The sequence below is a fragment of the Nocardia brasiliensis genome, from assembly GCF_042691675.1.
Taxonomy (GTDB): Bacteria; Actinomycetota; Actinomycetes; order Mycobacteriales; family Mycobacteriaceae; genus Nocardia; species Nocardia brasiliensis_D.
Genome location: NZ_CP170507.1, coordinates 424,386 through 446,083, shown reverse-complemented (window position 1 = coordinate 446,083; position 21,698 = coordinate 424,386). Strand labels below are relative to the sequence as shown.

The window sequence follows — 21,698 nt, the reverse complement described above, 5'->3', positions numbered from 1 at the left end:
GGATGTATGACTTCGTCGGTAACCGCTCAGGCAGTCGTGCTGCGCTCCGAGCGATACGATTCTCCGGCCGCCACCGCGATGATCGCGAAAGCGCACGCTGTCAACGCGGAACTCTACGGACACCCGGACCAGACGCCGGTCTCACCTGGAGAGTTCACCCCACAACACGGCGGCGCGTTCGTCGTGGCCTACTTCGACGGTGTACCGATCGGCTGCGGCGGATACCGACGCCATGTCGAGGACAAGACAGGCGCCACAGCAGAGATCAAACGAATGTACGTCGAACCCCGCCTGCGTCGACACGGTGTCGCCCAGCAGCTACTTGCCCGCTTGGAGGAAGACGCCCGTGCCGCCGGTTATCGGGCAGCGATCCTCGACACCGGCAGCAAGCAAACCGCTTCACACGCGCTGTATGAAAAGTGCGGTTACGAGCGAACAGCCGGGTTCTCGATTTATAGGGACAAACCGGGGAACCGCGCCTACTGGAAGGCCCTGCTACCCAAGGGATAGCTGGAACGTGCCGCAGGCACCCTTTAAAACAATGGGCCAGGGATCCAAATCAGGTACTTGGAGTTCGCCAAGGCCGAACGAGCCGAGATGCTTGAGCTGCGTGAGATCGCGAAGGAACCTCGTCCGCATGCAAAGTACTCAGGGCTCTTCAACGACGCCCTTATGCGGTGGTCCTATGGCCTGGAGGCTGGGGCACAGAGCATCCGAACCTTCGAGAACAACGGTGTCGCCCTAGTCCCACCAGAATCCCCAATTATGGCAGCCGATCAATTTTGCCGCGTAGTCGTCGAAGGTACCGAAGTCGAAGTTGTCCGGGCAGAAGGTGAGATGTTCGGCAGCCACCTGTAACGCGTGGTCCTGGGTTGTCGGCGGCGCGGCCACCGACAGGTACAGGGTGTCGAAGCCGAGCATGACTACTCGGACGTCGAATCGGTCTTCCCATGATCGAACGATCGCGGAAAGTTCCTCGGTGTCGTTGGTGAGATTCACTGCCCCTTCCCACCCGCTCAGGGCGATCGCGTCGGCACCGCGCGTCGCTGGGACCAGCCCGATCAGGCGATCTCTCTTACGTGCCAAGTCGTGAGCCAGCTTCCGAGCGGCTACGCCTGGGTCGCCGCCACTGGTGCCTGGAGCCGCCACGCCAGGCCAGCTGCTCGGTGCGCCGAGATCGGAAGCGTAGGCATCGTCAGTCATTGGCCACATGCCCCGCAGGAGCTGCTCCGCGTCGAGTGCGTCGATCTTCTCGACTGGCACGAAACCCAGCTCGCCGCTATGCCAGGGACGGTTCTGCAGATCTCCGGCGGGAGGGAAGGGATCCAGGACATCGAGCAACAGCGGATACAAACCCGTGTCGGCCCGCTGGTCATAGAGTCGGCCCCAGAGCACGTCAGCTCTAGGTTGCCGTTCGTCGGACACCCACAGGACCTCGCGCCCCCCTGCTGCAGTGTTGGTCGCCTTGACCATTCTTCCTGGCGGCAACCCGTTGTCGGGCAATGCGGGGAAGGCGAAGGAATCAGTCACGATCGCTACCTATCCGCCAACGTTGCGGCTGGCACCCTCAACGAATCGCAGCAGCGGCACGTCGTAAAGGTTGGATTCGCGGATCCTCAGCATGTTTGGTTCCGCGACTTCGATGATGAGCATTTCGGTGAGGAACTGCACCTTTGCACTGAGTAGGTGGCTTGTGTACCCGGTGGCCGAGTGCTCTTTGATGCCGACGGCCACGTGGATGTGCGGTAGTACCGTGCCGGTGTCGGGGTCATAGGCGAGGGTGCCTCCGCCGAAAGCTTCAACGTTGGAAAGGTGGACTTTCGACCAAACTGGCGCCTGGGGATCGTCGAGCCGATCACAGGTACCGACGATGTCGACTTCGCTAAATCCCGCGATGAAGGAGGGGATGAACCCTTGGCGGAGGTTGTTGGCGTGACAAAATTCAGCGAGCACCGGATAGAAGTCGTCGCCGTGGTCGAATGCGACGCCGAATGACCGGCCGAGGGTGAGTTCGTGGCTGCGCATGGTTAGTTGCCTTCACTGAAATCAGGTAGCCACGGCCATGTTTCGGGGTCTCGGTAGCCACCTGCGGCACCGAACGCCGCCGCGATTGCCTGATTGTTGCACTCGGTTGCGAGCAGTGTGTGTAGCAGGATGCGCGCTTTGATCGGGTCGAGGTATCCGGCGGAGATGAGTCCGCGGGAGAGTAGGTCGCGCTCGGAACCGGGGAACCCGTAGGTGGATTCGAGGACTGATCCTGCACCGGTGCGGGAAGCGAGCACGACCGGGATCCTGCTCGCGAGGTTTTCGAGGATCGGGACCAGGTCGGCGGGCACGTGTCCGGCGCCAAGACCTGCGATGACAAGTCCGTCGACGTGCTCGCTTACTGCCCGCAGGGTGGTGCCGTCGTCACCGAGAACGATGGTCATGATCGCTACGCGTGTGTCATCGACGGGTTTGGCTGGCACGTTCGTGCGGTGAGTGAGGTGGTTGAGTAGCCGCGGATGTCCTTCGACGATGTAACCGAGGGTGCCGCCGTTGGCTGATTGGAAGGTTGCGGTACTGGTGGTGTGGGTCTTTCGGACTCGGCGCGCGGCGTGGATCTCGTCACTCAACACCACGAGGCACCCTTGGTGGCGAGCTTGCGGGTCGGCAGCGGTTTGGATGGCCGCCAGCAGGTTTGCGGGTCCGTCGGCTCCGGCCAGGGTCGGGTTGCGCATCGCTCCGGTCACCACAACTGGTTGAGCCGCCGTATGGAGTAGGTCGAGCAGGTAGGCCGTTTCTTCGATGGTGTCGGTGCCTTGGGTGACGACAGCACCGTCCGCGTCGGCGAGCCGATCGCCGATCGCGTCGGCGAGCGCGGTGATGTCGGAGACTTTCAGTGAGGCTCCTGGCAGCTGCCGGAAGTCCACGACCTCTACTTCGATTTCGGTATCGCCGAGTCCGGGGATAGCTGCGATGAGTTGGTCGGCAGACAGTGCGGGTGCGACGCCGCCGGTGGAGGTTCTCGACATGGCTATGGTGCCGCCGAGGGCGAAAACGATCACCCTGGGGCGGATTTCGGCTCTGGACACTCCGGCAGCCTAGCGATCTTCGCGGGCAAGGTCGGCGAGAAAGCGGAGGCTCTTGTCGAGGCCGGCGAGGGAGAGCAGGCGGCTGCGGGGTCGAATGAGCCCGACTGTTCCGGTGTCTGCGAGGTCGCGGGCTCGGCGGGTCAGCCAGGTCCAGTCCAGCTGGAGGTAGTCCGACAAGGTGTGTAGCCGTAACAGTGGTGTCGGTGCGGTGAGGATGGAATGGGTTCGAGCCCACTCGCTGGCGTCGCTGAACTCGTGCAATGTCGGGCGGTGGTCGGTGATGTCGGCGTGCCAGAAGCGATTGGTGTTGATCCAGGTGGCGATGATGGCGCGCCGGTCGCGATCCAAGACAAAGCCCTGCACTGCCGTGTATTCGGGCTCGATACAGACGGCGACGGTGACGCCGAACGACTCGATGAGTGCTGCTGTGAGTAGCAGCAGCACCCGTTCTGGCCGCCGCGAGGCGGTCACGGAATCGGGTGGGATGCAGAAGGCTCGGGTAAGCGTGCGTCCGGTGCTAGCGAATGTGGCTGCGGTGCTTTGCAGGTACTGGTACTTGTGGGTGAATAGCAGCCAGGTGCTGGCTTCTTCTCCTCGCTGTTCACGGGTCCAAAAGAACGGCGTATCGGAGAGTTGGTCGGCGTGGTCGAGGATGTGGCGGGCGCAGAACTGCGACCCCAGCCACATCTGCGACGCCACGGATAGCTCAGCGGCGAGCTCAGGGCCCGCCAGTGATAGCGCTCGGCAGTCCAGTGTGTGCAGCCGCAGCTCGGCAGCGGCTAGTTCAGCGTCGTCATCGAGCAAAGCGTCGTCGAGATTGGTGACTGCCCATGTGATGCCGAGGGTGAAGTCGTCGAGCTGATACGCCTGTGGAATCAGTAACGGCGCACCGGGATTGGAAGCGTGTGACCTAGCGCGTGCGCGGCGACGGTCGAGGCCATAGAAGCTGACCCCTTCGGCAGTGTTCACCGTCGCGACAATCATGCTGCGGTGGGGTCGCAGCAGTATCGGATTGAGCGCCACGGCGTCGGTCGAGGCAGCAAGGATGCGGCCGCTGTCCAGCACCGCGGGCACCAAAACTACCGGGGTCACCGACCCGAGGAAGTACCGGCCCGCAGGGGTCCGGATCAGTGGCTCGCCGGTGCTGCCTGCCAGTGGCGATACGGGGTTGCTTCGACTGTGGACAGTCTCAGAATCCGAGGCCGCGATCGGTTCGTGGTCGCCGGGGTGCAGGCGCAGGTGCGGGTGCGGATTGGCGACAGCAGGACCGGTGTTGGTCCGCAGAAGTTCCACGTGCCGAACATCGCCCGGCTCGGCTGCCTGAATACCCTCCGGCTGGCGGCGCAGTTCGGCGCAGCGCAGGCGGAATCGGTCTCGCTGCTCGTCGGTCGCTCGCGCGAGGATTGTGTCCATGATCGCGGCGTTGACCGCGCGCAGGGTGAGTGTGTGGCTGCGGCGTTCCCACTTACGCAGGGTGTCGAAACGCACACCGGCGACTTCACAGAATCCGAGTCGTGTTTCGCGCATCGCGTCGCGCAGCGCGCGCACTTCAAGACCGGTCCATTCGAGTTGTACAGGCATCGGTACTACCCCCGTACCAGCGACGTGTGGGCAGCGTACCCCCGAAAGCCCCTGCGGGTACCCCTTAACGAGACTCCCACCGGAGCGAATCTGCTGGGACCGTTGAGAAGTGCATCGAGGATCGTCGAATACCAAGCACCGCAATGATATTCGCACCTTCTCCCCCGGTGGCCGTCGGTGATGGGCGTGGGGTTGATGCCGCAATCGGAGGCGGGCGGCGCGTTCCCGCCGTGCAGCGATGGGAGTCATTCGTGAGCATCCACCAGCTTGTCGTGATCGGGTACGACGAGATCGTCCGCAACAAGTACATGCCGGTCATCAGGGCAGCAATCGAGGACGGCCACATTGACTCGTGGTCGATCGTGGATCTGGAATCCGAACGCGAAGTCATCGAAGCGCGCCTGGTCGGTGCGGATCCGCAGCCGCGCATGAAGTTCTTCGTTCCGGCGGGGCGGAACAACCCGGCGCAGGGTCTGGAGGCGGCCAGTTCGGCGCTGAAGTTCCTGCGAGTGCCGGGCCTGCCCATGAAGGCGTATATCGCGACCGAAGTCGGCTCTCATGAACAGTATCTGCGTCAATGTGTGGAGGACGGAGTCGATTCGCTGGTCGAAAAGCCAGTCCTGGCTCCGATGGTCGGCGACACATTCGAACCGTCGCGGATCTCGGCCACCATGGCCGATCTTCTCGAGACCGCACAGCGGCGCCGAGCCCACCATTCGGTGATGACGCTGAGCCGCTACCACAGCATCTACAACGACCGGCTGATCGCGCCTCTGAAAGAGCGGATGCTCCAATGGCATTCACCACTGACGTCGTTCCATCTGCGTGCGGCGGGCGGCGTGTGGAATCTGGAACACGAGTTCGTGACTCGTGACGATCACCCGTACCGCTACGGGTACGGCATGCTGATGCACGGCAGCTACCACTACATCGATTTGGCCGTGCAAGTGCTGTCGCTGAACAAACTGCTCTTCCCGAAGCGTCATCTTCGTTTGCAGGTGTGCTCGTTCGGCGCGTTCCCGGCCGACCAGTGGCAACGGTTGTCGCGCCCGGCTACGCAGATGCTCGGCGGGGATTCGAAGTGTTCGGTGCTGGCGCGTGAACCACGCCGCTATGGTGAAACCGACATCACCTCCACATTCCGACTAGTCGACGCCGAGACCGACGCCACCATCACCTTGGGGACGTTGTCGTTCGAGCAGACAACTCCCTCGATCCGGCACTGGTCGGCGTTCCCCGATGGGGTGTACAACAAGAACGGCCGAACCAGCAGCGTCGACCTCGAGGCGCAGTTGTCGACGTTGTATTCGGTTCACGTCACCTGCTATGACGTGCCAAGGGGCCCGGACGCCGACAAGATAGGCGCGGTCGCCGAGATACTCACCCGCGCCAACGCCTCCCTGCTCACCGACGACCAGTACGTGGCTCGGGAGAGTTTCGATGGGCTGTTCCACAGCGACAGCAACCGTGCTCTGATGCAGAACTGGTTGCGCGGCACCGAAACCCGAAGCCGACTGCAGCAGCACTACTTGCCGATGCGGGTCACCGAAGCACTCGCCCTGTCCTTACGCATCCCCGGTCAAACAGTGGAAGTCGACGAATTCTAGGAGCAGTCATGTGTGTAGTCCGCTCCAGACAAGAGGTCAATGAGTTCTACCAGCAGGTGCTCGGCACCGGAGTGTCGACAGCGGAACGACTTTCGGCCCCCGTCTCCGACCGGTTCGCGGGATTCCTGAACACTGTCGATGATCGAGCCCCGCGGACCGCCTTGGACCTCGGGTACGGGATGGGTGCCTACACAATCACTCTGGCGCGCACCGGCTTCGATGTGGTTGCCGTCGATCAGATCCCGGCCCAGATCCTGCGTGCGCGTCTGCGAGACTGCTGCCCCGCCTGGGCGAGCCGGATTACCCCTGTCGAAGGTCGGATCGAAGACTTCTCGGTGGAGCGTCAGTTCGGGGTGGTGATCGCCAAGGATGTGTTGCACTACCTACGTCCGGATCAGGTCCGCGGAGTCCTGACCCGCTGCATTCAGCGCGCTCCTGTCGGTGCCGGGCACTTCCTCGAAGTGTTCACCGACATCATTCGCACCGACCGCCAAGGCAGCCGCGTGCTGATCGAGGACGAAGCCGCCTACACCGCTGCCACCTTCCGCAACACCATCGAACGTCTCTACAGCGGGTGGGAACTGCATATGTCGCTGACGCAGCACGCCGAACGCAACACCGATTCGCCGCGAAACTACTTCGAGGCCAACCGGATCACCGTCCAAGCCCACCGCAGAGACCACAACGAGAGGCGCTCATGAACGAAGAATCTACGACCGGGATCAGTGTCATCCTTCCTTGTCACAATGGCGGACGATTTGTTACGGAGGCTGTCGAATCCGTTGCTGCGCAACCTATGTCATGCGCTCGGGAGATCATTGTCATCGATGACGGAAGCGACGACCCCGACACAGTGGCGGCTATCGATGCCAGCGGCGAGATCCCAGGGGTGCGGGTCGTGCGACTGCCCGACAATCGTGGCGCCCAAGCTGCCCGCAACGCTGGGCTCGACGCGGCCCGCTATGACTACGTGCTGCCGTTGGACTGCGATGACCAGCTTGCGATCGACCCTGTACTGCTGGCCGACGGCACCTATCCCGACCAGGCAGTCCAAATCTTGTCTTCGACGTCTGATGTCGCGTTTGTGCACACCTTCTCGCGGATGTTCGGCGAGTTCGATGGGCTGACTATCTCGGCCTACCCCTGCCACGAGCAACTGCTAGTCCGCAAGCATCACGCACCGATGGCGATCGTCTACCGCCGCACCGATGCCCTCGCTGCGGGCGGCTATGACCACCGCATTCGCAAATGGCAGGACTGGGCTTTCGCGATCGACTTACTCGCAGCCCGCCACCGGCACGGCACGAGGAACCAGATCCGCTGTGTCCCAGGTCCATTCCACGAATACCGCATCCATTCCCAATTCACGCGACTGTCGGCCGCCGCGATCAGTGAGCTGGAGATGACACGCCTGGTCGTCGACAAGAACTTGGACTACTTCCGAACGATCCTCGGTGAGGACCGTTCGGCCGCCGAACTGGCGGCACTCGTCTGCACGCGCAAGCCGGACCGGTTGATCGAGCTGCTGCATATGGCCGCTGTGGACCTTGACCAGGCCCTCACGGTCGCACGCCAGCGCAGCGCTACCTTGGCGAGCCCGATCGATGCACTGGGCATCCCATGAAAAGCCGAGCCGGATCGCAGTCATCGTGCGGTAGCGGTCAGACCGGCGATGGTCAGGCAATATGCTGGGCGACTGTGACCGAAACCCACCCCCGAAACAGTATGGACCCGACGACCCTGCCGACGACGTTCGTACCGGTAGAACTCGAAGGTGAGCTGTACGTACGGTGGGTAGACAGGGGTTACTTCGCCGCCGATGCCGCTAGCGAGAAGCCCGCCTACACCGTGGTCATCCCGCCACCGAACGTCACCGGCCGTCTGCACATGGGCCACGCCTACGAACACACCCAGATCGACGCCATCACTCGCCGCAAGCGCATGCAAGGCTTCGAAACCCTGTGGCAACCCGGTATGGACCACGCGGGCATCGCCACCCAGAACGTCGTCGAACGCGAACTCGCCAAAGAGGGACACTCGCGTCACGACCTCGGCCGTGAAGCGTTCGAGCAACGCGTGTGGCAGTGGAAGAACGAGTCCGGCGGCGCGATCTCCAACCAAATGCGCCGCCTTGGCGACGGCGTCGACTGGGAGCGTGAACGGTTCACCATGGACGAGGGCCTCTCGCGCGCGGTCCAGACCATCTTCCAACGCCTCTACAACGACGAGCTGATCTACCGCGCCGAACGCATCATCAACTGGTGCCCGCGCTGCGCCACCGCGATCTCCGACATCGAAGTCGACCACAAAGACCTCGACGGCGAGCTGGTCTCCATCCGCTACGGCGACGGCGAGGACTCGATCGTGGTCGCCACCACCCGCGCCGAGACCATGCTCGGCGACACCGCCGTGGCCGTTCACCCCGACGACGACCGCTACCGCCACCTCGTCGGCCGCGAGATCGAACTGCCCTTGACCGGGCGCCGCATCAGTGTGGTCGCCGACGGGCACGTGGATCCGGAATTCGGCAGCGGCGCGGTGAAGGTGACACCGGCCCACGACCCAAACGATTTCGAGATCGGACAACGGCACGGCCTGCCGTCGCTCACGATCATGGACGAACGAGCGATCGTCACTGCTCCTGGCCCGTTCCAAGGGCTGGATAGGTTGGAAGCCCGCAGCGCTGTCGTCACCGCGCTGCGTGCTGAAGGGCGCATCGTCGCCGAGAAACGACCGTACGTGCATGCGGTCGGGCACTGCTCACGCTGCGGCACCGTCATCGAGCCGCGCCTATCCATGCAGTGGTGGGTCAAAGTCGCCCCGTTGGCCAAGGCTGCCGGTGATGCAGTGCGCAACGGCCGAGTCGGCATCCATCCGCCGGAGTTGGCCGGCCGCTACTTCGCCTGGGTCGACAACCTGCGGGACTGGAACATCTCTCGGCAACTGTGGTGGGGCCATCGCATCCCCATCTGGTACGGACCCGCGGGCAAGGTCATGTGTGTTGGTCCGGACGAGACCGCGCCGGAAGGCTGGGTGCAGGACCCTGACGTCCTCGACACCTGGTTCTCCTCAGCGTTGTGGCCGTTCTCCACGATGGGCTGGCCCGATAAGACCGAGAGTCTGGCCAAGTTCTATCCCAACTCGGTGCTGTTCACCGGCTATGACCTGCTGTTCTTCTGGATCGCCCGGATGATGATGTTCGGTCTCTACGCCACCGGGGAGCCACCGTTCCAGACGATCGCTCTGCACGGCATGGTCCGCGACAAGCACGGCAAGAAGATGTCGAAAAGCTTCGGGAACGTGGTCGATCCGATCGAATGGATGGACGCCTACGGCACCGACGCGTTGCGGTTCGCGCTTGCCCGCGCGGCCAACCCCGGCACCGACGCTCCCATTGCCGAGGAGTCGGTCGAAGGCGCGCGCAACTTCACGACCAAGGTCTGGAACGCCACCCGATTCGCTCTGCTCAACGGAGCGACGACGACCGGCCCGCTCCCAGCCATGGAACAGTTGTCTGCGGTCGATCGCTGGATCGTCTCTCGACTGAATACCGTTGTAGCCGAGTCAGATACCTTTTTCGAAGACTACGAGTTCGCAAAGTTGACCGATGGGCTCTACCACTTCGCGTGGGACGAAGTCTTCGACTGGTACCTCGAACTGTCCAAGGCCACCTTTGCCGCGGGCGGCGACGCGGCCGATGCGTCTCGACGCGTGCTCGGTCACGTCCTGGACACCCTCCTGCGGCTTCTCCATCCGCTCATTCCCTTCGTCACCGAGAAACTGTGGACGACGCTCACCGGGCAGGAATCCATCGTCATCTCGGAATGGCCAACCGATAGTGGCTACCGCGATCACAGCGCAGAGAACGAGATCCGGGACCTGCAACATCTCGTCACCGAAGTTCGTCGGTTCCGATCTGATCAAGGAGTACCTGCCAGCAAGCCGGTACCTGCCCAACTGGAATTGCCAGCTGGGCTGGAACTGCACGAACCAGCGATCCGACAGTTGCTTCGCCTCGACCCCGTCACCGAGACGTTCTCCGCGACAGCCGCGCTGCCGATCGGTCAAGCGCGAATCAGCCTCGATCTGTCACAAGCCATCGACGTCGACGCCGAACGTCGACGCCTGGAAAAAGCTCTCGCAGTGGCGCAGAAAGAACTTGAGGTCACCGCGAAAAAACTAACCAACGACAGCTTCCTTGCCAAAGCCCCAGACGATGTCGTCGACGGCATCCGCACTCGCCAGCAGACCGCACAGAACGACATTGATCGGCTCCAACGCCAGCTCGCTCTGCTGCCAACCTAGCCGCCGGATTCATCCTCGGTTGGCAGAGCTCGCTGAACCACGAGGAGATTGATCCATGGATATACCCTCGACCGATTCCGATGCCGTAAGTCCTGTGCGGCACAAAACACCTAGTGACGTACACCTGTTGTTGCGCCGGGGCGAGTCAGTGTTGTTCGGTCAACGGCAGAACACCGGCTTCGAGGACGGTGCTTGGCATGTCCCGTCAGGTCATGTGGAGGCCGGGGAATCCGTCGTCGGAGCGTTGGTCCGCGAAGCGGAGGAAGAGATCGGTGTAGTCATAGCGCCGGAGAATGTGCGATTCAGTCACATCATGCACAATTCGTCCGGCGGCGGCCGGGTGGCGTTCTTCTTCACCGTCACGAGGTGGGCCGGGGAGCCGGTCAATCGGGAGCTTGGCAAATGCACCGAGTTGCAGTGGTTCGAGTCGGACGCGTTGCCTGATCGTATGGTCGACTACTGCCGCGTCGCGATACGACAGATCGCTGACGGTTCCATGTTCTCGACCTATGGCTGGTAACCCACTGGACCACGGAGCACCGGTGATCCTTCCGGCGACTGACCCGCCTCGACCAGTGAGACCACCGAGCTGGCCGCACTAAGCCGCCGCTCACGCCGACCACCGGGCGCGATCAGTTCCTATTTCAATCCGGAGTTACCCGAAGCAACGAAGGCTCCGATGAGTGCCGCCACAACAGAAATCATCACCCGAGCAGTAATCCGCGACGGAGACCACGTCCTGGTGGTACGCGAACGAGGAAAACGATGGGCATTTCTGCCTGGCGGTCACGTCGAGCCCGGCGAACCCGTCGAAGCCGCGCTCGCTCGCGAAATCACTGAAGAACTCGGCGCCGCAGCCAAGATCATCGGCCTGGTCGTCGTGGTCGAACACGTTTACATCGACGACGCCGAGTCCACCCACCACGAGATCAATCTGGTCTTCGACGTCGCCCTGGAAGGAGAACCGTCGAGCCAAGAGCCACATCTCGAATTCGACTGGCTACCCGCAGCCCAGCTGTCCAAGGCAGACCTGCGCCTAAGCGCGATGAAGGAGATCATCGGCACCGCACCTCGGTCGTTTTGGCGTAGCTGGTCAGGCTCATGATCGACACCGCCACTGCTGGAGCGACTCACCAGTGATGCCGCACCTTCCAACAGGACCCGTCTGGTAGCCGTATCGCGTTGCAGCACAACAATTTTGACTTTGGAATGACTCGATATCTGGGTTCCAGTGTTTGTCGGCCAGAGCTACGTTCCGTATATGCATTTCACCTATTGCGAAAGGAACGGGCGATGGCCGATGCTGCCTTGCGGACGGTGACCGCAACCCTCGACAACAGCTATGCCCCAGCGGGTTCGAATGTCATGGTCCATCTCATCGACAAGATCGAAATCCCGATCGCGTCCAGCACCGAGGCGTGCGGGCACGAGTTCACCATCTGCGCGGAGTGCACCGATAGTTGGGCGATCGATCACACGATCACCGGGCGGCTGCCGTGGGATACCACGGTGGCAGTGTGTGATCTGCTTCCGTTCGATCGGTGGCACGAGGGCGATCGCCGGGTCACGCGAGTGGTGCAGGATTCGCCGCGACCGGGGCGGGTGATGGTGTTGTTCACCGACCACACCTGGGTGGAGGTGGCGGCGGATCTACGGATCGACCGCACCACAGCGGCAGTCGCTCCGACGCCTGAGTTCGAGTTGGTGCCCTCGCCGGAGGTGATCGTGGCCGCGATGGCGATCGTGGATGAACGAGGACTGGACGGGATGGGCGAATTCAAACGGGAGGACTGGCTGGAGGCGCGGCGACGTGCGACCGGCCGGGGCCAGGTTTCATCCTGACCCCGGATATGCGAAAAGAGCCCCGGCCGTGAGGCCGGGGCTCGATCGCGTGCGGGGGCTGTGTCAGGTGGTGGGTGCGTCGCCGAGTTGGTAGCCCAGCAGGCCGAGTGCCATGGTGTAGCAGCCTTCGAGGTAGTCGCCGGTGTCCGGATCGCTGTGCAGGACAAAGCTTCCGGGTTGGCGAAGCATCGACCAGGTGGCGCACGCGCCGGTAGAGGTCGCGGCGACGACACCGACTTCGGCCTGTTGGTGCGGTAGGCGTGGTTGGACCCACACGGTGACGTATTCGTGGTCGGTGTCGCCGAGGCGGACGGGTGGGTCGAGTTTGTAGCAGCGGGCGGGTCCGATGTACCCACCGAGGTCGTCGACGTGGAGTACGGCGTGCGCCATGGGTTACCTCTCCTCGGTATCGCGTCCTGAAATAGGCAGGTACGCATGGGGTTGAGTCAGGACGTGGTCGGCGGCGGTTCGAAGAGGTATTCGATGAGGGTTAGTAACCCTGCCGCGCCGTGTGCGCCCGCACCGCCGCCACCGGCAGGGAAGCCGCCCGGTCGCCGGTCGTGGCCACCGCCCCCGGATTGCCCGGCCTCCCACAGCACCGGACGACTGGTGCCCGCGGGCACGAGTCCAGATGCGCCGCCGGTCGATCCGGATCCCGCGCCACCGCCGCCTCCGGCGAGCAGGGCGACAACACCGGACGTGACGGATTCGCCGGGTTGTCCTGGGCCGCCGCCGTTTCCGCCGCGGATGTAGGACGGCCCGCCGGTACCGCCGTGGTCGGCACCGAGTCCTGGTGGGGCGGTGATGAGGTCACCGAACGCGGTGGTGCCGCCGTCGTTTCCGAGGTCGCCGCCGGGTCCGACGGTGATGGCGATCGTGTCGGGTAGTTGGCTGGCGCGGATGCGGCGGGGATGCACGGCGGCACCGCCGCCTCCGCCGTCGGTGGCGTTGCCCCCGCCGCCCCCGGCCCGGACGATAATTTCGATGGATTCCAGATCGGTCGGTTTGTGCCAGGTGCCGTTGGCTGAGTAGAGCCGAAGGACGGCGCGCATCAGGTGAATCGCTCGACGACGTAGAGCACCCCGGATCCACCGTTGCCGCCGTTGCCTCGGGGTGGGATTATTCCGGCGCCACCTCCGCCGCCACCACCGGAGGGGGCCGCTCCGTGGCCGCCGCTGGTGGTCGTGCTGGGTGCGCCGCCACCGCCACCGCCACCGGTGGTGACCACGCTCGACGGGGCCTGGCCGTCTTGACCGGGGAGTCCGCCGAGTGAGATTCCGCCTTGGCCTCCTGCCATCCCCGAACCGGCGATGCCCGCGCCTCCCCCACCGCCGCCTCCGCCGCCGTTGAGAGAGTACGGAGAGTACGAGTTTCCGCCCGCACCAGCGGGTGAGCCGGTGCCCGAGGAAGAGCCCTTGCCGCCGTCACCGCCGCGCACCATGCCGACACCGCCGGGGCCTCCGGTGCCGCCGATTTCGGCGTCGGCTTGGCCGCCGACGCCGCCGCCTGCGGTGAGGAAGTCACCGAATTTGGTGTCGCCGCCGCCGTTTCCGGGTTGGGCGTCGCCGGTGCCGCCACCTCCGCCTCGTCCGATGACGATGGCGACGGGCAGGAAGTTGCCGTCGCGGTCGACGGGGAGCAGGGAGGCGGGGATGCTGTAGTGAACTTCCCCGCCGCCTCCGCCGCCGCCCCCGGTTTTTCGATACGCGCCGAGGACATCCCAGCGGCCGGCCGCGCCTCCGGCCCCGCCACCGAGCAGGATGACCTCGACGGAGACGATGCCCTTGGCGGGCGTGTAGGTGCCGTTGCCGGGGAACACGATCGTGCGGCCATGCAGCGTGAGTTGTTCGTAGGCTTGGCGCAGCTCGGTGATCGACTGGGAGTGGTCGTTGATGACGTTGACGACCTGGTTGTGCAGCCGCTGCTGGTAGCGGGTGAACACCGCCAGCGTCGCCTCTTTGAGCACCGCCCTGGCGGAGTCTTCGTTGATGTTCTGCCCGAATTGCGAGCCCAGCACGAAGGAGCCGTCGGGCGCTGGCTGTCCTGGAGTGGTCATCTCACCTCCGGGGCACGAGGTAGGTGGCGGCATGCCACGTCCGGCCCGCCACGGTTTGGCGGCAGAGCGTGGCGAGGTCAGAGGCACCAGCGGAGTGGGCGCTCGACGCCGGGGCTCAGCAGCGCCTCGGTCTATGGGCCGGTGTGGCCTCGGCCGTCAGTGAGGGTGGTGAGCCAGGACGAGCGTGTGAGTCGTGGCGGGCACGTAGCCTCGGCCGCGGCCGAGTGAGGACTGCCTTATAGTGCGAGAATGTTGTGAAAGGCGGCTGTCAGAGGGGAGGCGGGGTGTCCGAGCTGCAGGTCGAGGTAGATCGACTCCGGGAGACTGCACGGTTCATCTCGGATCGAGCCCAGCGCATCAAGGACGGTGTCGACAAGCTCGACGGCACCGTCGGTCGGGAATTGCTGGTCGATGGGTGGCAAGGCACGGCGGCTTCCGCCTATGACGAGTCCTACGTCGAGTGGAAACTCGGAGCCGAGCAGATCGTCGCCGCGCTCCAGGATTCGGCTGAGAAACTGCTGACTGCGGCCAATCAATACGAGATGCGCGATGGTGGTTTCCGGGACGCGATCAACCAAGTCGGTGGGCAGGTATAGCCGTGGCGGAGGACTACAGGGTCAATCTCGGGCAACTCGACGAAGCGATCGCGACGATGGCTGCCTTCGGCGCAGAGGTCGAGGGCTTGCTGCGGGAAGTCGATACCAAGGTCGCTGAATTACACCTGTCGTGGGCGAGTGAGGCCGCGCAGGCCCAGCGGGTCGCGCACGACCGGTGGATGGCCGGTGCGGCGGAGATGCGGGAGAATCTTGGCGAGTTGCGGGAGGTGGCTCGGCGAGCACACACGAGCTACACCACCGCAGTCCAAACCAATGTGGAGATGTGGCCACGGTGACACCGACACCAACGGTGCCGCTCATCATTCACCGGGGGCAGGAGTACACCTCGGCTGGTGAGGTCTTCGGCCAGATGTCCACCGATTCGGTCACCACGCACTCCGCGTTGGTCACGGTGCTGACCGCGTACAAGGGGATGGCTGGCAGCGACAGCGTCGGTACTCAGTGGGCCGCGGGCTACGACGAGGCCGCCCAGCTTGCGATATCGACGTCATCCAAACTGGCGACTGCGTGCGGGCAGACCCGGGATCTGATCGTTGTGGGAGCCTACAACCACCAGGTCGCGGAAGCTGCCGCCAACCTGCGGCAGCTGCCAGACCCGCCAGCACCATCGCTGTCGTCTGATCCGTGTCTGCCCGAGACCGCGCCCTCTGCCGCCGGGGACGGGATACCGGAGCCGTTCGGGTGGTCGCTCATCAAAGACATGGTCGGGTGGGCGTGGCCCAGCGGACATCAAGACCAACTGAACGCCGCCAAAACCGCATGGCACACAGCCTCATCGGACTTCCGTACGGTGGCCGGTGCGGCTCCGCAGGCAGTCGATCTGCTCACCAACCAGCAGTCACCTGAGATCGAGATCGGGGTGCAAACCTGCCAGACCCGGCAGGCTGACCTCAACGCGTTGGCTGATGCCTGCCAGTCACTCGGTGACGCCTGCGGTGAGTACGCCCACCACCTCGACGAGGCGCACAGCCAGATCCTCGACGAGCTCAAAGACATGGCCATCGAAACGGTCGCCGCCGAAGCAGCTTTCGCGGTTCTAGCCCCGTTCACCGCCACTCTGTCGGAATGGGTGGGCAACGCGGCCCTGGTTGCCCGCCTCACCGCCAAGGCTCGACGTATCGCCACGATCATCGGTGAGCTCGCGGCGAGGGCGGCGAAAATTGTCGCCGACGTCATCAGACCACTCGCCGAGCGATTGAAACCGCTGGTCGCGAAGGTTCGTACCTGGGTGCAGGCGGCCCGGACCAAGTTCCTCGGCCGCAGCGGACCCACCGCCCTGTACTCACGCGGTGGCGCCTTGACCAATCGTGAAGTCCTGGAAGGCAATATCGGCCTGCCCAGAGATATGGACACAATCGAGGAATACGCTCGGCTGGCCGGCATCGACCTTCGAGGAGCCAAGATCGAGATCCTCGACGATGCCGACACGATTTCCTACCTCGACTTCCAGGGGGCCATAGCCAGAACCGACGCCCAAGGAGTCCAACTCGGACCGGCGTCCTTCCAGGACCCGGAAACGCTCGTGCGGACGCTGGCACATGAAAATGTGCATGTCCGCCAATACGCGGAAGGCCAAATCAATTCGATGACACGCACACTGGAAGACGAAGCCTACGCGGCCGAAGATGCCTTCGTGGACACCTGGCGGAGGAACACACAATGACCAACGGAACTTCACGAATGATTGTCGAACGAGTTGACGTTCTCCCAAGCCGTGCCGACTGGATATTCGTCACCGGTGTGCTCTCCGGCGAGCCGGTCAGCATCGGCGATGCAGTGACCATCCAGAACGGCGACCAGACAACGGGCGCGACGATCAAATCGATCGAACTCCATGGTCGGCCCGGGAAAACGACGATCATGTTGGATGCGGGACTGCGCCCTCTCGTCACCGCCGGAACTGTTATCAGCCGCCAGGAATGACATGGTCGGCCAGTTTCGCATCAATGTGACCTATTCCGTTCCGGCCGAGGAAAGCGCCTGGTTGCGATGACCGATATACAGGAGTGGGAGCGGCAGCTCAAGCAAGACCTCGCCGACATCCGCCGCAGCAGTGCACAACTCGCCATTGCCATTGCCGTCGTGCGGGGTCGCGGCGAAGTACGCGGTGTCATCATCGAGGTCGACGCAGACGGCGACATCACCAACCTGCAAATCGCCCCCGCTGCAATGCGATGGAGCGGCAACCAGCTCACCACGACCCTGCTCGACTGCCACCGCAAAGCCAGAGCCGACGCCAGAGCCAGGGTCGAATGCCTACTCACCAAAGCCGACCCGCGGCTCGGCGCGCAGCTCCCACGACCACGCAGCACGCCCGCGCCCACCGATCGCTCTCAGCCGACGGAAGAAGAGATTCAGCGCGCCGACGACGATTACTTCGAACGAATGAACCGACACGGCTGGACGAATACCCGCTTCTGAGCTGAATTAGCACCCGATGTAACACAGCTCAGGGGCATGCAGGCGATGTGGCCTGCAGGTCCGTGCGAGAGCCAGGCGGCGGACTGTTGTCTAATCTGAACCGTCTACCAGGGAAGAATAAATCCCGACAAGCACGGTTCAACGATGGTGTTTTCAATGCAACCCCGGAAGGTGGCGGCGCGCCGCTTCACGTGGCACGCCAGTACTCGGGTTCCACACGCTGGCGTGTGGCCACTCGCTAAACGCAATTAGCAAATGTTCAGGCAATCTGCACACTCGATCAGGATTGAGCTGTAGTGTCGGATCGTGGCATACGTTGTAACTCTCACTGCGAAAACACTTTCCAAGTTGCAGTCAGACTTGCGGATCAAACAACGACTAACCAAGGCATATCCGGAAGGTACCGTCTCTCGCCCTCATCCACGAATGGTCCTCGTCGTGCAGGACCACGACGGCGAGGGGAAGCGCAGAACTTTGTCCTGGATGGGCGTCGAGCTTCAACGAGGCACAGTCGGGCCCGCGGACGACAGCATTACGATAGATCCGCTGCGGGAGGTTTTCGAGCATGTTCCCCTTGACGGAGAGAGCGGTTTGCTCGCCCAGCTGCCAGAAGAAGCCCGCCAAAACTTCAATCGGGCGTGTCGACTCGACAGTGTCGGTTCCTTCGACCGGACCACTTGGGAGCGTCTGAGTGTACAGCTTCTGGAGAAGCACCCCGCTTTGACCTCAACTCTCGAATGGCTTCTCGCCCAGGCTGATCCTGAATTGTTGGACAGCGAGGATGCGGCAGATCGTTCGTGGCAGGAGCAACGTGACGCCGTGGGCACGGTCGCACGGATCGCAGGACTTCCGCCCACTACGATCAGCGCGTGGAAGCGCCCGGCGGCGCGAGATGCTCCTTACCTGGCCGGCCTAATTCCGGAACCTGTCGAACACAGTCATATCGACCATGATGCACGCGCTTCAGCGGATAGCTTGGGGCTCTATGGCGATTGGATCGATGATCCAAATGTGCGCTGTGATATTCATGTTTTTCGTGACGCCGTCGGGCGCAAGATCGAGATCGCCAATATCAATGCGACTCCGGCTGAATCCCGATTGGGAGCCGACATGATCTACTATCACGAGCCTACCTCTAGCTTCATGCTTCTTCAGTACAAGCGCCTTCCCACCACTCGGCGTTCCATCTCAGTCGACGAGAGACTGATGGATCAATTGGACCGCCTAGAGAAAGTTTCCAGTCTTAGTAAACCGGCAACAAAGCCTGACGAATGGAGGCTTTCATCCGACGCTTGCTTCCTGAAATTGGCGTACTGGCCAAAAAGTCCTGAAGCGTCATCAGCGAATCGCGCTGACAGTCTCACCCCAGGAATGTACCTTCCGGTCTCGTATGTCAGATTACTCTTAGCTAATGAGTGCACGCTCAGCGGCAGAGAACGCGACGATGGAACCCCTGGCCGAATGCTGGGTTATCAGCATGTGCCACGGCATCTCGTCAGCAGTCAGTTTATTGAGCTTATACAGCATGGATTAGCGGGGACCGTAGGTGTAACAGTCGAGCAGTTGAGGCAAATTGTCGATGAACGCGTGCGTGCGGGACACGACACAGTCTTAGGCAGGGAAGTCAGCCAAGAGTCGTCGCAGAAACGTCAAAGCCGACTTCGTAGTCGTGGAACGAAGAAACGGGTGGTCCAGTCTCATCGTGCCGACTATCAAGGTGGCAATCCTTAGCATGCACAAGAACTGCTCAACTGCCGTCCCGGCATCGTTCATCAAACGGTGAGAACGCCGCCGGAAGTGTAAAGTCACGCGACTCGACCAACTGGAGCCCCGAAACCGGTCCGCACCTTCTGCCGGAGCGGCACTCACTCGTCGGCGCTATCTAGTCCAACACCGAGGAATTGGACACAATGGAATAACTCCTTTGCGCCGGTATGACCACGGCCTGATCGAGCCCTGCGACACGCCAGGCCATCTCATTGGTCCTGTGCGGGCCTCGGCCGCCGAGCTGACTTGACGGGTTTGACGGCACGGCGGATGAGCAGCCCGGCAATCAGGGGTGCGGCCAGGGTATAGAGGGTGAGCAGCGGTTCCACCCAACTAGTGTCGAGTTGCCGGTGGAGCAGGTACGCCGCGACGGCGGTGAGCGTGACCAGCACCGAGCGCACCAGCGCGGGCTCGGGAAGCCTCGGCGAGGGCGCGGTCACTGCTTGGCCTCACGTAGGGCGGCGACGAGCTTGGCGGGCAGCTCGTCGATGCTCTGCTGCAACCGTTCGAGGGTGGCGGGCAGGTCGATCGAGGACTCGTGCACGCGGCCGTCGACGTTGAGCAGATATCCGGCCATCGTGTCCACGGGATCGTCGGAATCGCGGTAATGCGAGCGCGACGGGTAGAGCTGGGTGAGTTCGCGGTGGATCTCGTCGAGCTTGCGTTCCTGGTCGGGGGTCATGTCGGTGGTGTCCTTTCCAAAAAGAGCGGCGAGGGCGGGTTCGCCCCCGCGTACGGCGTTGACGTCGATAAGTTGTCCGGCGACGCGGGCGGTGGAGGAGAACTGGAGGATGTCGATGCGCTGCCCGCCCATCGGCTCCCAGCCGGGGTGACCGTCGCCGGGGTAGAGGTCGCTGGCGTAGCCGTCGCCGGACACGTAGTGGCTGTTCCAGATCCCCACGGGTAGATCAGCCAGAGAGGGCGAGCCCATGCGCGAGGACCAGTACCAGCGCGGTAGGTAGATCGGCAGCAACTCGAAGCCGCGGTCGGTGAGTGCGGTGATCCGCGCCCACAGATCTTCGATGCTGCCGTAGGCGTCGAGGTCCTCGTAGTCGATCTGCAGGCGGCAGGCGCCACCGGACTGTGCCAGCGCGGTGTCGGCTTCGCGGTCGGGGTCAGTGCCGACCTTGCAGAACACGTAGCCGCCCCAGGCGTCGGGGAAGTGGATGGCCATTTCGTCTCGGGCGAGTGGCCAACACGGATCGGTCCAGGTGCCTTCGGAGATCTTGTGCGTGGCGAAGCTGAACCCTTCGCGCCGCGCTGCGCCGAAATCGAAGTCCCGCTGATGGTTGGAGACATCGATACCGAAGATTGTTGCCATGGTCGGCCTTTCGTTCGGATAGGCGGCTGCGCCGAGCCAGAGCAGCGGTTCGAATCGGCCCGGCCCTGGTTGCACCCAGACGGATTCGTGGACCTCGACGTGGACGTGCGGGACGACACCGCCGTTGGTGGCAGGATCGGGATCGACGTGGGCGATGCGTTGACCGGCCTCGACGCGCTCACCGATAGCGACTTCGGGTACGACGTGCCCGTAGACGGTGTAGCCGCCACCATCAGCGGTGTCGTGGTCCAGGCACACCCAGCGCCCGAACCCGCGCGCGGGTCCAGCGCGATCGACTCGCCCGCCTGCCATGGCGTAGACCGCGCGTCCGGCGCTGCCGCCGGGCCAGCCGAAATCGACGCCCCAGTGCCAGCCGCCCTCGCGGGGCCCGAAGTAGGAGGTGACGTGGTGACCGCGTTCCATCGGCCAGTATCTGTTCATCCGAACCTCCGAAGGATTCCTTTGCGAGCCTGGTTGTTTCGTTCGACGTGGATGACTCGGCGGTGTTCGATCGGGTCGTCGAGCCCGCGCAGGTAGGCGTTGACCTCGGTGACCGAATGGCTGGTCGGGTCGAATCGTGGCGGAGTGTCGAGGGTGTCGATGATCTGGGCGGTCGGGGTCACGGGCTCGGGCTCGTTGATCCGGTAGCCGAGATAGCGCAGCCGCTCGACCTGGGCTTCGCGTTCGCGGACGGTCATCGTCGCCGGGTCCTGGATGACGACCGGCTCGGGATCGGTGATGTCGATGTCGACCCATTGCCCTGCCCCGTTGAGCGAGTGCTGCTCACCCCGGTACGGGCGCTGGAACTTCTTTGTTGCCAGCGCCGAGTCCATTGGCGGGCACCCGGCCTCGGTGAGGTGTTTGGAGATAGCACGCGCCAGCGGTTCGACGAACACGATCGGTGTGCGACCGATGATCGGGATACATTGCAAGGCAGGAAGAAACCGCTCCTCTGGGTTACCGGGGTCGATATCCTCGAGCCGCCACAATCGGGTCAAAATCGGCCCTCCTGCTCTGTGGTAGCGACGTGATAGCGCGTCGACGCTGTAGTCGGCTAACGGTTGCCGATGCTGTCGGGCCGGGACGCACCCTCGTCGGCGGCTGGGG

At 63.3% G+C, this 21,698-nt stretch carries 24 protein-coding genes; 14 read left to right on the top strand and 10 right to left on the bottom strand.

Annotated elements, in window-relative coordinates; all coding sequences use genetic code 11:
- Positions 1-6: 6 nt before the first annotated feature.
- Complete coding sequence (locus tag ACFK0J_RS02350) at positions 7-510, top strand: GNAT family N-acetyltransferase (RefSeq protein WP_378736120.1); 504 nt, start codon at positions 7-9, stop codon at positions 508-510.
- Between the two features lie 231 nt (positions 511-741).
- Here ACFK0J_RS02350 and ACFK0J_RS02345 read toward each other — a convergent pair whose 3' ends face one another.
- From ACFK0J_RS02345 to ACFK0J_RS02330, 4 genes are read right to left on the bottom strand one after another with little or no spacing between them, the layout of a single operon-like run.
- Positions 742-1,530, bottom strand: coding sequence for a DUF4253 domain-containing protein (locus ACFK0J_RS02345; RefSeq protein ID WP_378736118.1), 789 nt, complete (start codon positions 1,528-1,530; stop codon positions 742-744).
- Between the two features lie 9 nt (positions 1,531-1,539).
- Entirely contained in the window at positions 1,540-2,025 is a 486-nt protein-coding gene (locus tag ACFK0J_RS02340) for a PPC domain-containing DNA-binding protein (protein ID WP_378736116.1), read from the bottom strand.
- A gap of 2 nt (positions 2,026-2,027) precedes the next feature.
- Positions 2,028-3,074: an asparaginase gene (locus ACFK0J_RS02335; protein ID WP_378736114.1), complete on the bottom strand. Its 1,047-nt coding sequence runs from the start codon at positions 3,072-3,074 to the stop codon at positions 2,028-2,030.
- Positions 3,075-3,083: 9 nt separating this feature from the next.
- Positions 3,084-4,655: a hypothetical protein gene (locus ACFK0J_RS02330; RefSeq protein WP_378736112.1), complete on the bottom strand. Its 1,572-nt coding sequence runs from the start codon at positions 4,653-4,655 to the stop codon at positions 3,084-3,086.
- A 251-nt stretch (positions 4,656-4,906) separates the two neighbouring features.
- Here ACFK0J_RS02330 and ACFK0J_RS02325 point away from each other — a divergent pair, with 251 nt between their 5' ends.
- The 7 genes from ACFK0J_RS02325 to ACFK0J_RS02295 all read left to right on the top strand — a co-directional run bounded on the left by ACFK0J_RS02325 (position 4,907) and on the right by ACFK0J_RS02295 (position 12,409).
- Entirely contained in the window at positions 4,907-6,262 is a 1,356-nt protein-coding gene (locus ACFK0J_RS02325) for a hypothetical protein (RefSeq protein ID WP_378736110.1), read from the top strand.
- An 8-nt stretch (positions 6,263-6,270) separates the two neighbouring features.
- A complete protein-coding gene (locus ACFK0J_RS02320) occupies positions 6,271-6,963 on the top strand; it encodes a class I SAM-dependent methyltransferase (protein WP_378736108.1) in 693 nt (230 codons plus the stop codon).
- Entirely contained in the window at positions 6,960-7,886 is a 927-nt protein-coding gene (locus ACFK0J_RS02315; RefSeq protein WP_378736106.1) for a glycosyltransferase family 2 protein, read from the top strand. The genes ACFK0J_RS02320 and ACFK0J_RS02315 overlap by 4 nt, the downstream gene beginning before the upstream one ends.
- A 101-nt stretch (positions 7,887-7,987) precedes the next feature.
- The gene (locus tag ACFK0J_RS02310; RefSeq protein WP_378743402.1) at positions 7,988-10,567 is read left to right on the top strand and encodes a valine--tRNA ligase; all 2,580 of its coding nucleotides are present in this window, start codon (positions 7,988-7,990) and stop codon (positions 10,565-10,567) included.
- Positions 10,568-10,622: 55 nt separating this feature from the next.
- Positions 10,623-11,087 (top strand): NUDIX domain-containing protein, encoded by a 465-nt coding sequence (locus tag ACFK0J_RS02305; RefSeq protein ID WP_378736104.1) that lies wholly within the window; start codon positions 10,623-10,625, stop codon positions 11,085-11,087.
- 159 nt (positions 11,088-11,246) lie between these two features.
- The gene (locus ACFK0J_RS02300; RefSeq protein ID WP_378736102.1) at positions 11,247-11,672 is read left to right on the top strand and encodes an NUDIX domain-containing protein; all 426 of its coding nucleotides are present in this window, start codon (positions 11,247-11,249) and stop codon (positions 11,670-11,672) included.
- 188 nt (positions 11,673-11,860) lie between these two features.
- Positions 11,861-12,409 carry a hypothetical protein gene (locus tag ACFK0J_RS02295; protein WP_378736100.1) on the top strand — a complete coding sequence of 183 codons (549 nt, stop codon included), beginning with the start codon at positions 11,861-11,863 and terminating at the stop codon, positions 12,407-12,409.
- Between the two features lie 63 nt (positions 12,410-12,472).
- Here ACFK0J_RS02295 and ACFK0J_RS02290 read toward each other — a convergent pair whose 3' ends face one another.
- The 3 genes from ACFK0J_RS02290 to ACFK0J_RS02280 are packed head-to-tail and all read right to left on the bottom strand — an operon-like array spanning position 12,473 to position 14,465.
- On the bottom strand, positions 12,473-12,799 hold the full coding sequence (locus ACFK0J_RS02290; protein WP_378736098.1) for a hypothetical protein: 327 nt from the start codon (positions 12,797-12,799) through the stop codon (positions 12,473-12,475).
- Positions 12,800-12,855: 56 nt separating this feature from the next.
- Positions 12,856-13,461: a hypothetical protein gene (locus ACFK0J_RS02285; protein WP_378736096.1), complete on the bottom strand. Its 606-nt coding sequence runs from the start codon at positions 13,459-13,461 to the stop codon at positions 12,856-12,858.
- Positions 13,461-14,465, bottom strand: a complete 1,005-nt coding sequence (locus ACFK0J_RS02280; protein ID WP_378736094.1) for a hypothetical protein — start codon at positions 14,463-14,465, stop codon at positions 13,461-13,463. Before ACFK0J_RS02280 ends, ACFK0J_RS02285 begins: the two co-directional genes overlap by 1 nt.
- Before the next feature lie 284 nt (positions 14,466-14,749).
- On the opposite strand from ACFK0J_RS02280, the gene ACFK0J_RS02275 reads away from it, so the two are divergent.
- The 6 genes from ACFK0J_RS02275 (at position 14,750) to ACFK0J_RS02250 (ending at position 19,234) form a co-directional block, all read left to right on the top strand.
- Positions 14,750-15,061 carry a WXG100 family type VII secretion target gene (locus ACFK0J_RS02275; protein ID WP_378736092.1) on the top strand — a complete coding sequence of 104 codons (312 nt, stop codon included), beginning with the start codon at positions 14,750-14,752 and terminating at the stop codon, positions 15,059-15,061.
- Between the two features lie 2 nt (positions 15,062-15,063).
- Positions 15,064-15,357 (top strand): WXG100 family type VII secretion target, encoded by a 294-nt coding sequence (locus tag ACFK0J_RS02270; RefSeq protein ID WP_378736090.1) that lies wholly within the window; start codon positions 15,064-15,066, stop codon positions 15,355-15,357.
- Positions 15,345-16,745 carry a hypothetical protein gene (locus ACFK0J_RS02265; protein WP_378736088.1) on the top strand — a complete coding sequence of 467 codons (1,401 nt, stop codon included), beginning with the start codon at positions 15,345-15,347 and terminating at the stop codon, positions 16,743-16,745. The genes ACFK0J_RS02270 and ACFK0J_RS02265 overlap by 13 nt, the downstream gene beginning before the upstream one ends.
- Positions 16,742-17,005: a hypothetical protein gene (locus ACFK0J_RS02260; protein WP_378736086.1), complete on the top strand. Its 264-nt coding sequence runs from the start codon at positions 16,742-16,744 to the stop codon at positions 17,003-17,005. The genes ACFK0J_RS02265 and ACFK0J_RS02260 overlap by 4 nt, the downstream gene beginning before the upstream one ends.
- 66 nt (positions 17,006-17,071) lie before the next feature.
- Positions 17,072-17,503, top strand: a complete 432-nt coding sequence (locus tag ACFK0J_RS02255) for a hypothetical protein (protein ID WP_378736084.1) — start codon at positions 17,072-17,074, stop codon at positions 17,501-17,503.
- A 306-nt stretch (positions 17,504-17,809) separates the two neighbouring features.
- Positions 17,810-19,234: a hypothetical protein gene (locus ACFK0J_RS02250; protein ID WP_378736082.1), complete on the top strand. Its 1,425-nt coding sequence runs from the start codon at positions 17,810-17,812 to the stop codon at positions 19,232-19,234.
- Positions 19,235-19,479: 245 nt separating this feature from the next.
- Here the strand turns inward: ACFK0J_RS02250 and ACFK0J_RS02245 are convergent, their stop codons facing one another.
- From ACFK0J_RS02245 to ACFK0J_RS02235, 3 genes are read right to left on the bottom strand one after another with little or no spacing between them, the layout of a single operon-like run.
- Positions 19,480-19,710: a hypothetical protein gene (locus ACFK0J_RS02245; RefSeq protein ID WP_378736080.1), complete on the bottom strand. Its 231-nt coding sequence runs from the start codon at positions 19,708-19,710 to the stop codon at positions 19,480-19,482.
- Complete coding sequence (locus tag ACFK0J_RS02240) at positions 19,707-21,032, bottom strand: peptidoglycan DD-metalloendopeptidase family protein (RefSeq protein ID WP_378736077.1); 1,326 nt, start codon at positions 21,030-21,032, stop codon at positions 19,707-19,709. The genes ACFK0J_RS02245 and ACFK0J_RS02240 overlap by 4 nt, the downstream gene beginning before the upstream one ends.
- Positions 21,029-21,589, bottom strand: coding sequence for a DUF2744 domain-containing protein (locus tag ACFK0J_RS02235; protein ID WP_378736075.1), 561 nt, complete (start codon positions 21,587-21,589; stop codon positions 21,029-21,031). Before ACFK0J_RS02235 ends, ACFK0J_RS02240 begins: the two co-directional genes overlap by 4 nt.
- Positions 21,590-21,698: the final 109 nt, after the last annotated feature.

Coding starts and splice junctions, on each gene's coding strand:
- ACFK0J_RS02350 (WP_378736120.1), top strand. CDS start 7: ATGACTTCGTCGGTAACCGCTCAGGCAGTCGTGCTGCGCTCCGAGCGA.
- ACFK0J_RS02255 (WP_378736084.1), top strand. CDS start 17,072: ATGACCGATATACAGGAGTGGGAGCGGCAGCTCAAGCAAGACCTCGCC.
- ACFK0J_RS02295 (WP_378736100.1), top strand. CDS start 11,861: ATGGCCGATGCTGCCTTGCGGACGGTGACCGCAACCCTCGACAACAGC.
- ACFK0J_RS02330 (WP_378736112.1), bottom strand. CDS start 4,655: ATGCCTGTACAACTCGAATGGACCGGTCTTGAAGTGCGCGCGCTGCGC.
- ACFK0J_RS02260 (WP_378736086.1), top strand. CDS start 16,742: ATGACCAACGGAACTTCACGAATGATTGTCGAACGAGTTGACGTTCTC.
- ACFK0J_RS02240 (WP_378736077.1), bottom strand. CDS start 21,032: ATGAACAGATACTGGCCGATGGAACGCGGTCACCACGTCACCTCCTAC.
- ACFK0J_RS02280 (WP_378736094.1), bottom strand. CDS start 14,465: ATGACCACTCCAGGACAGCCAGCGCCCGACGGCTCCTTCGTGCTGGGC.
- ACFK0J_RS02340 (WP_378736116.1), bottom strand. CDS start 2,025: ATGCGCAGCCACGAACTCACCCTCGGCCGGTCATTCGGCGTCGCATTC.
- ACFK0J_RS02290 (WP_378736098.1), bottom strand. CDS start 12,799: ATGGCGCACGCCGTACTCCACGTCGACGACCTCGGTGGGTACATCGGA.
- ACFK0J_RS02300 (WP_378736102.1), top strand. CDS start 11,247: ATGAGTGCCGCCACAACAGAAATCATCACCCGAGCAGTAATCCGCGAC.
- ACFK0J_RS02285 (WP_378736096.1), bottom strand. CDS start 13,461: ATGCGCGCCGTCCTTCGGCTCTACTCAGCCAACGGCACCTGGCACAAA.
- ACFK0J_RS02320 (WP_378736108.1), top strand. CDS start 6,271: ATGTGTGTAGTCCGCTCCAGACAAGAGGTCAATGAGTTCTACCAGCAG.
- ACFK0J_RS02305 (WP_378736104.1), top strand. CDS start 10,623: ATGGATATACCCTCGACCGATTCCGATGCCGTAAGTCCTGTGCGGCAC.
- ACFK0J_RS02310 (WP_378743402.1), top strand. CDS start 7,988: ATGGACCCGACGACCCTGCCGACGACGTTCGTACCGGTAGAACTCGAA.
- ACFK0J_RS02315 (WP_378736106.1), top strand. CDS start 6,960: ATGAACGAAGAATCTACGACCGGGATCAGTGTCATCCTTCCTTGTCAC.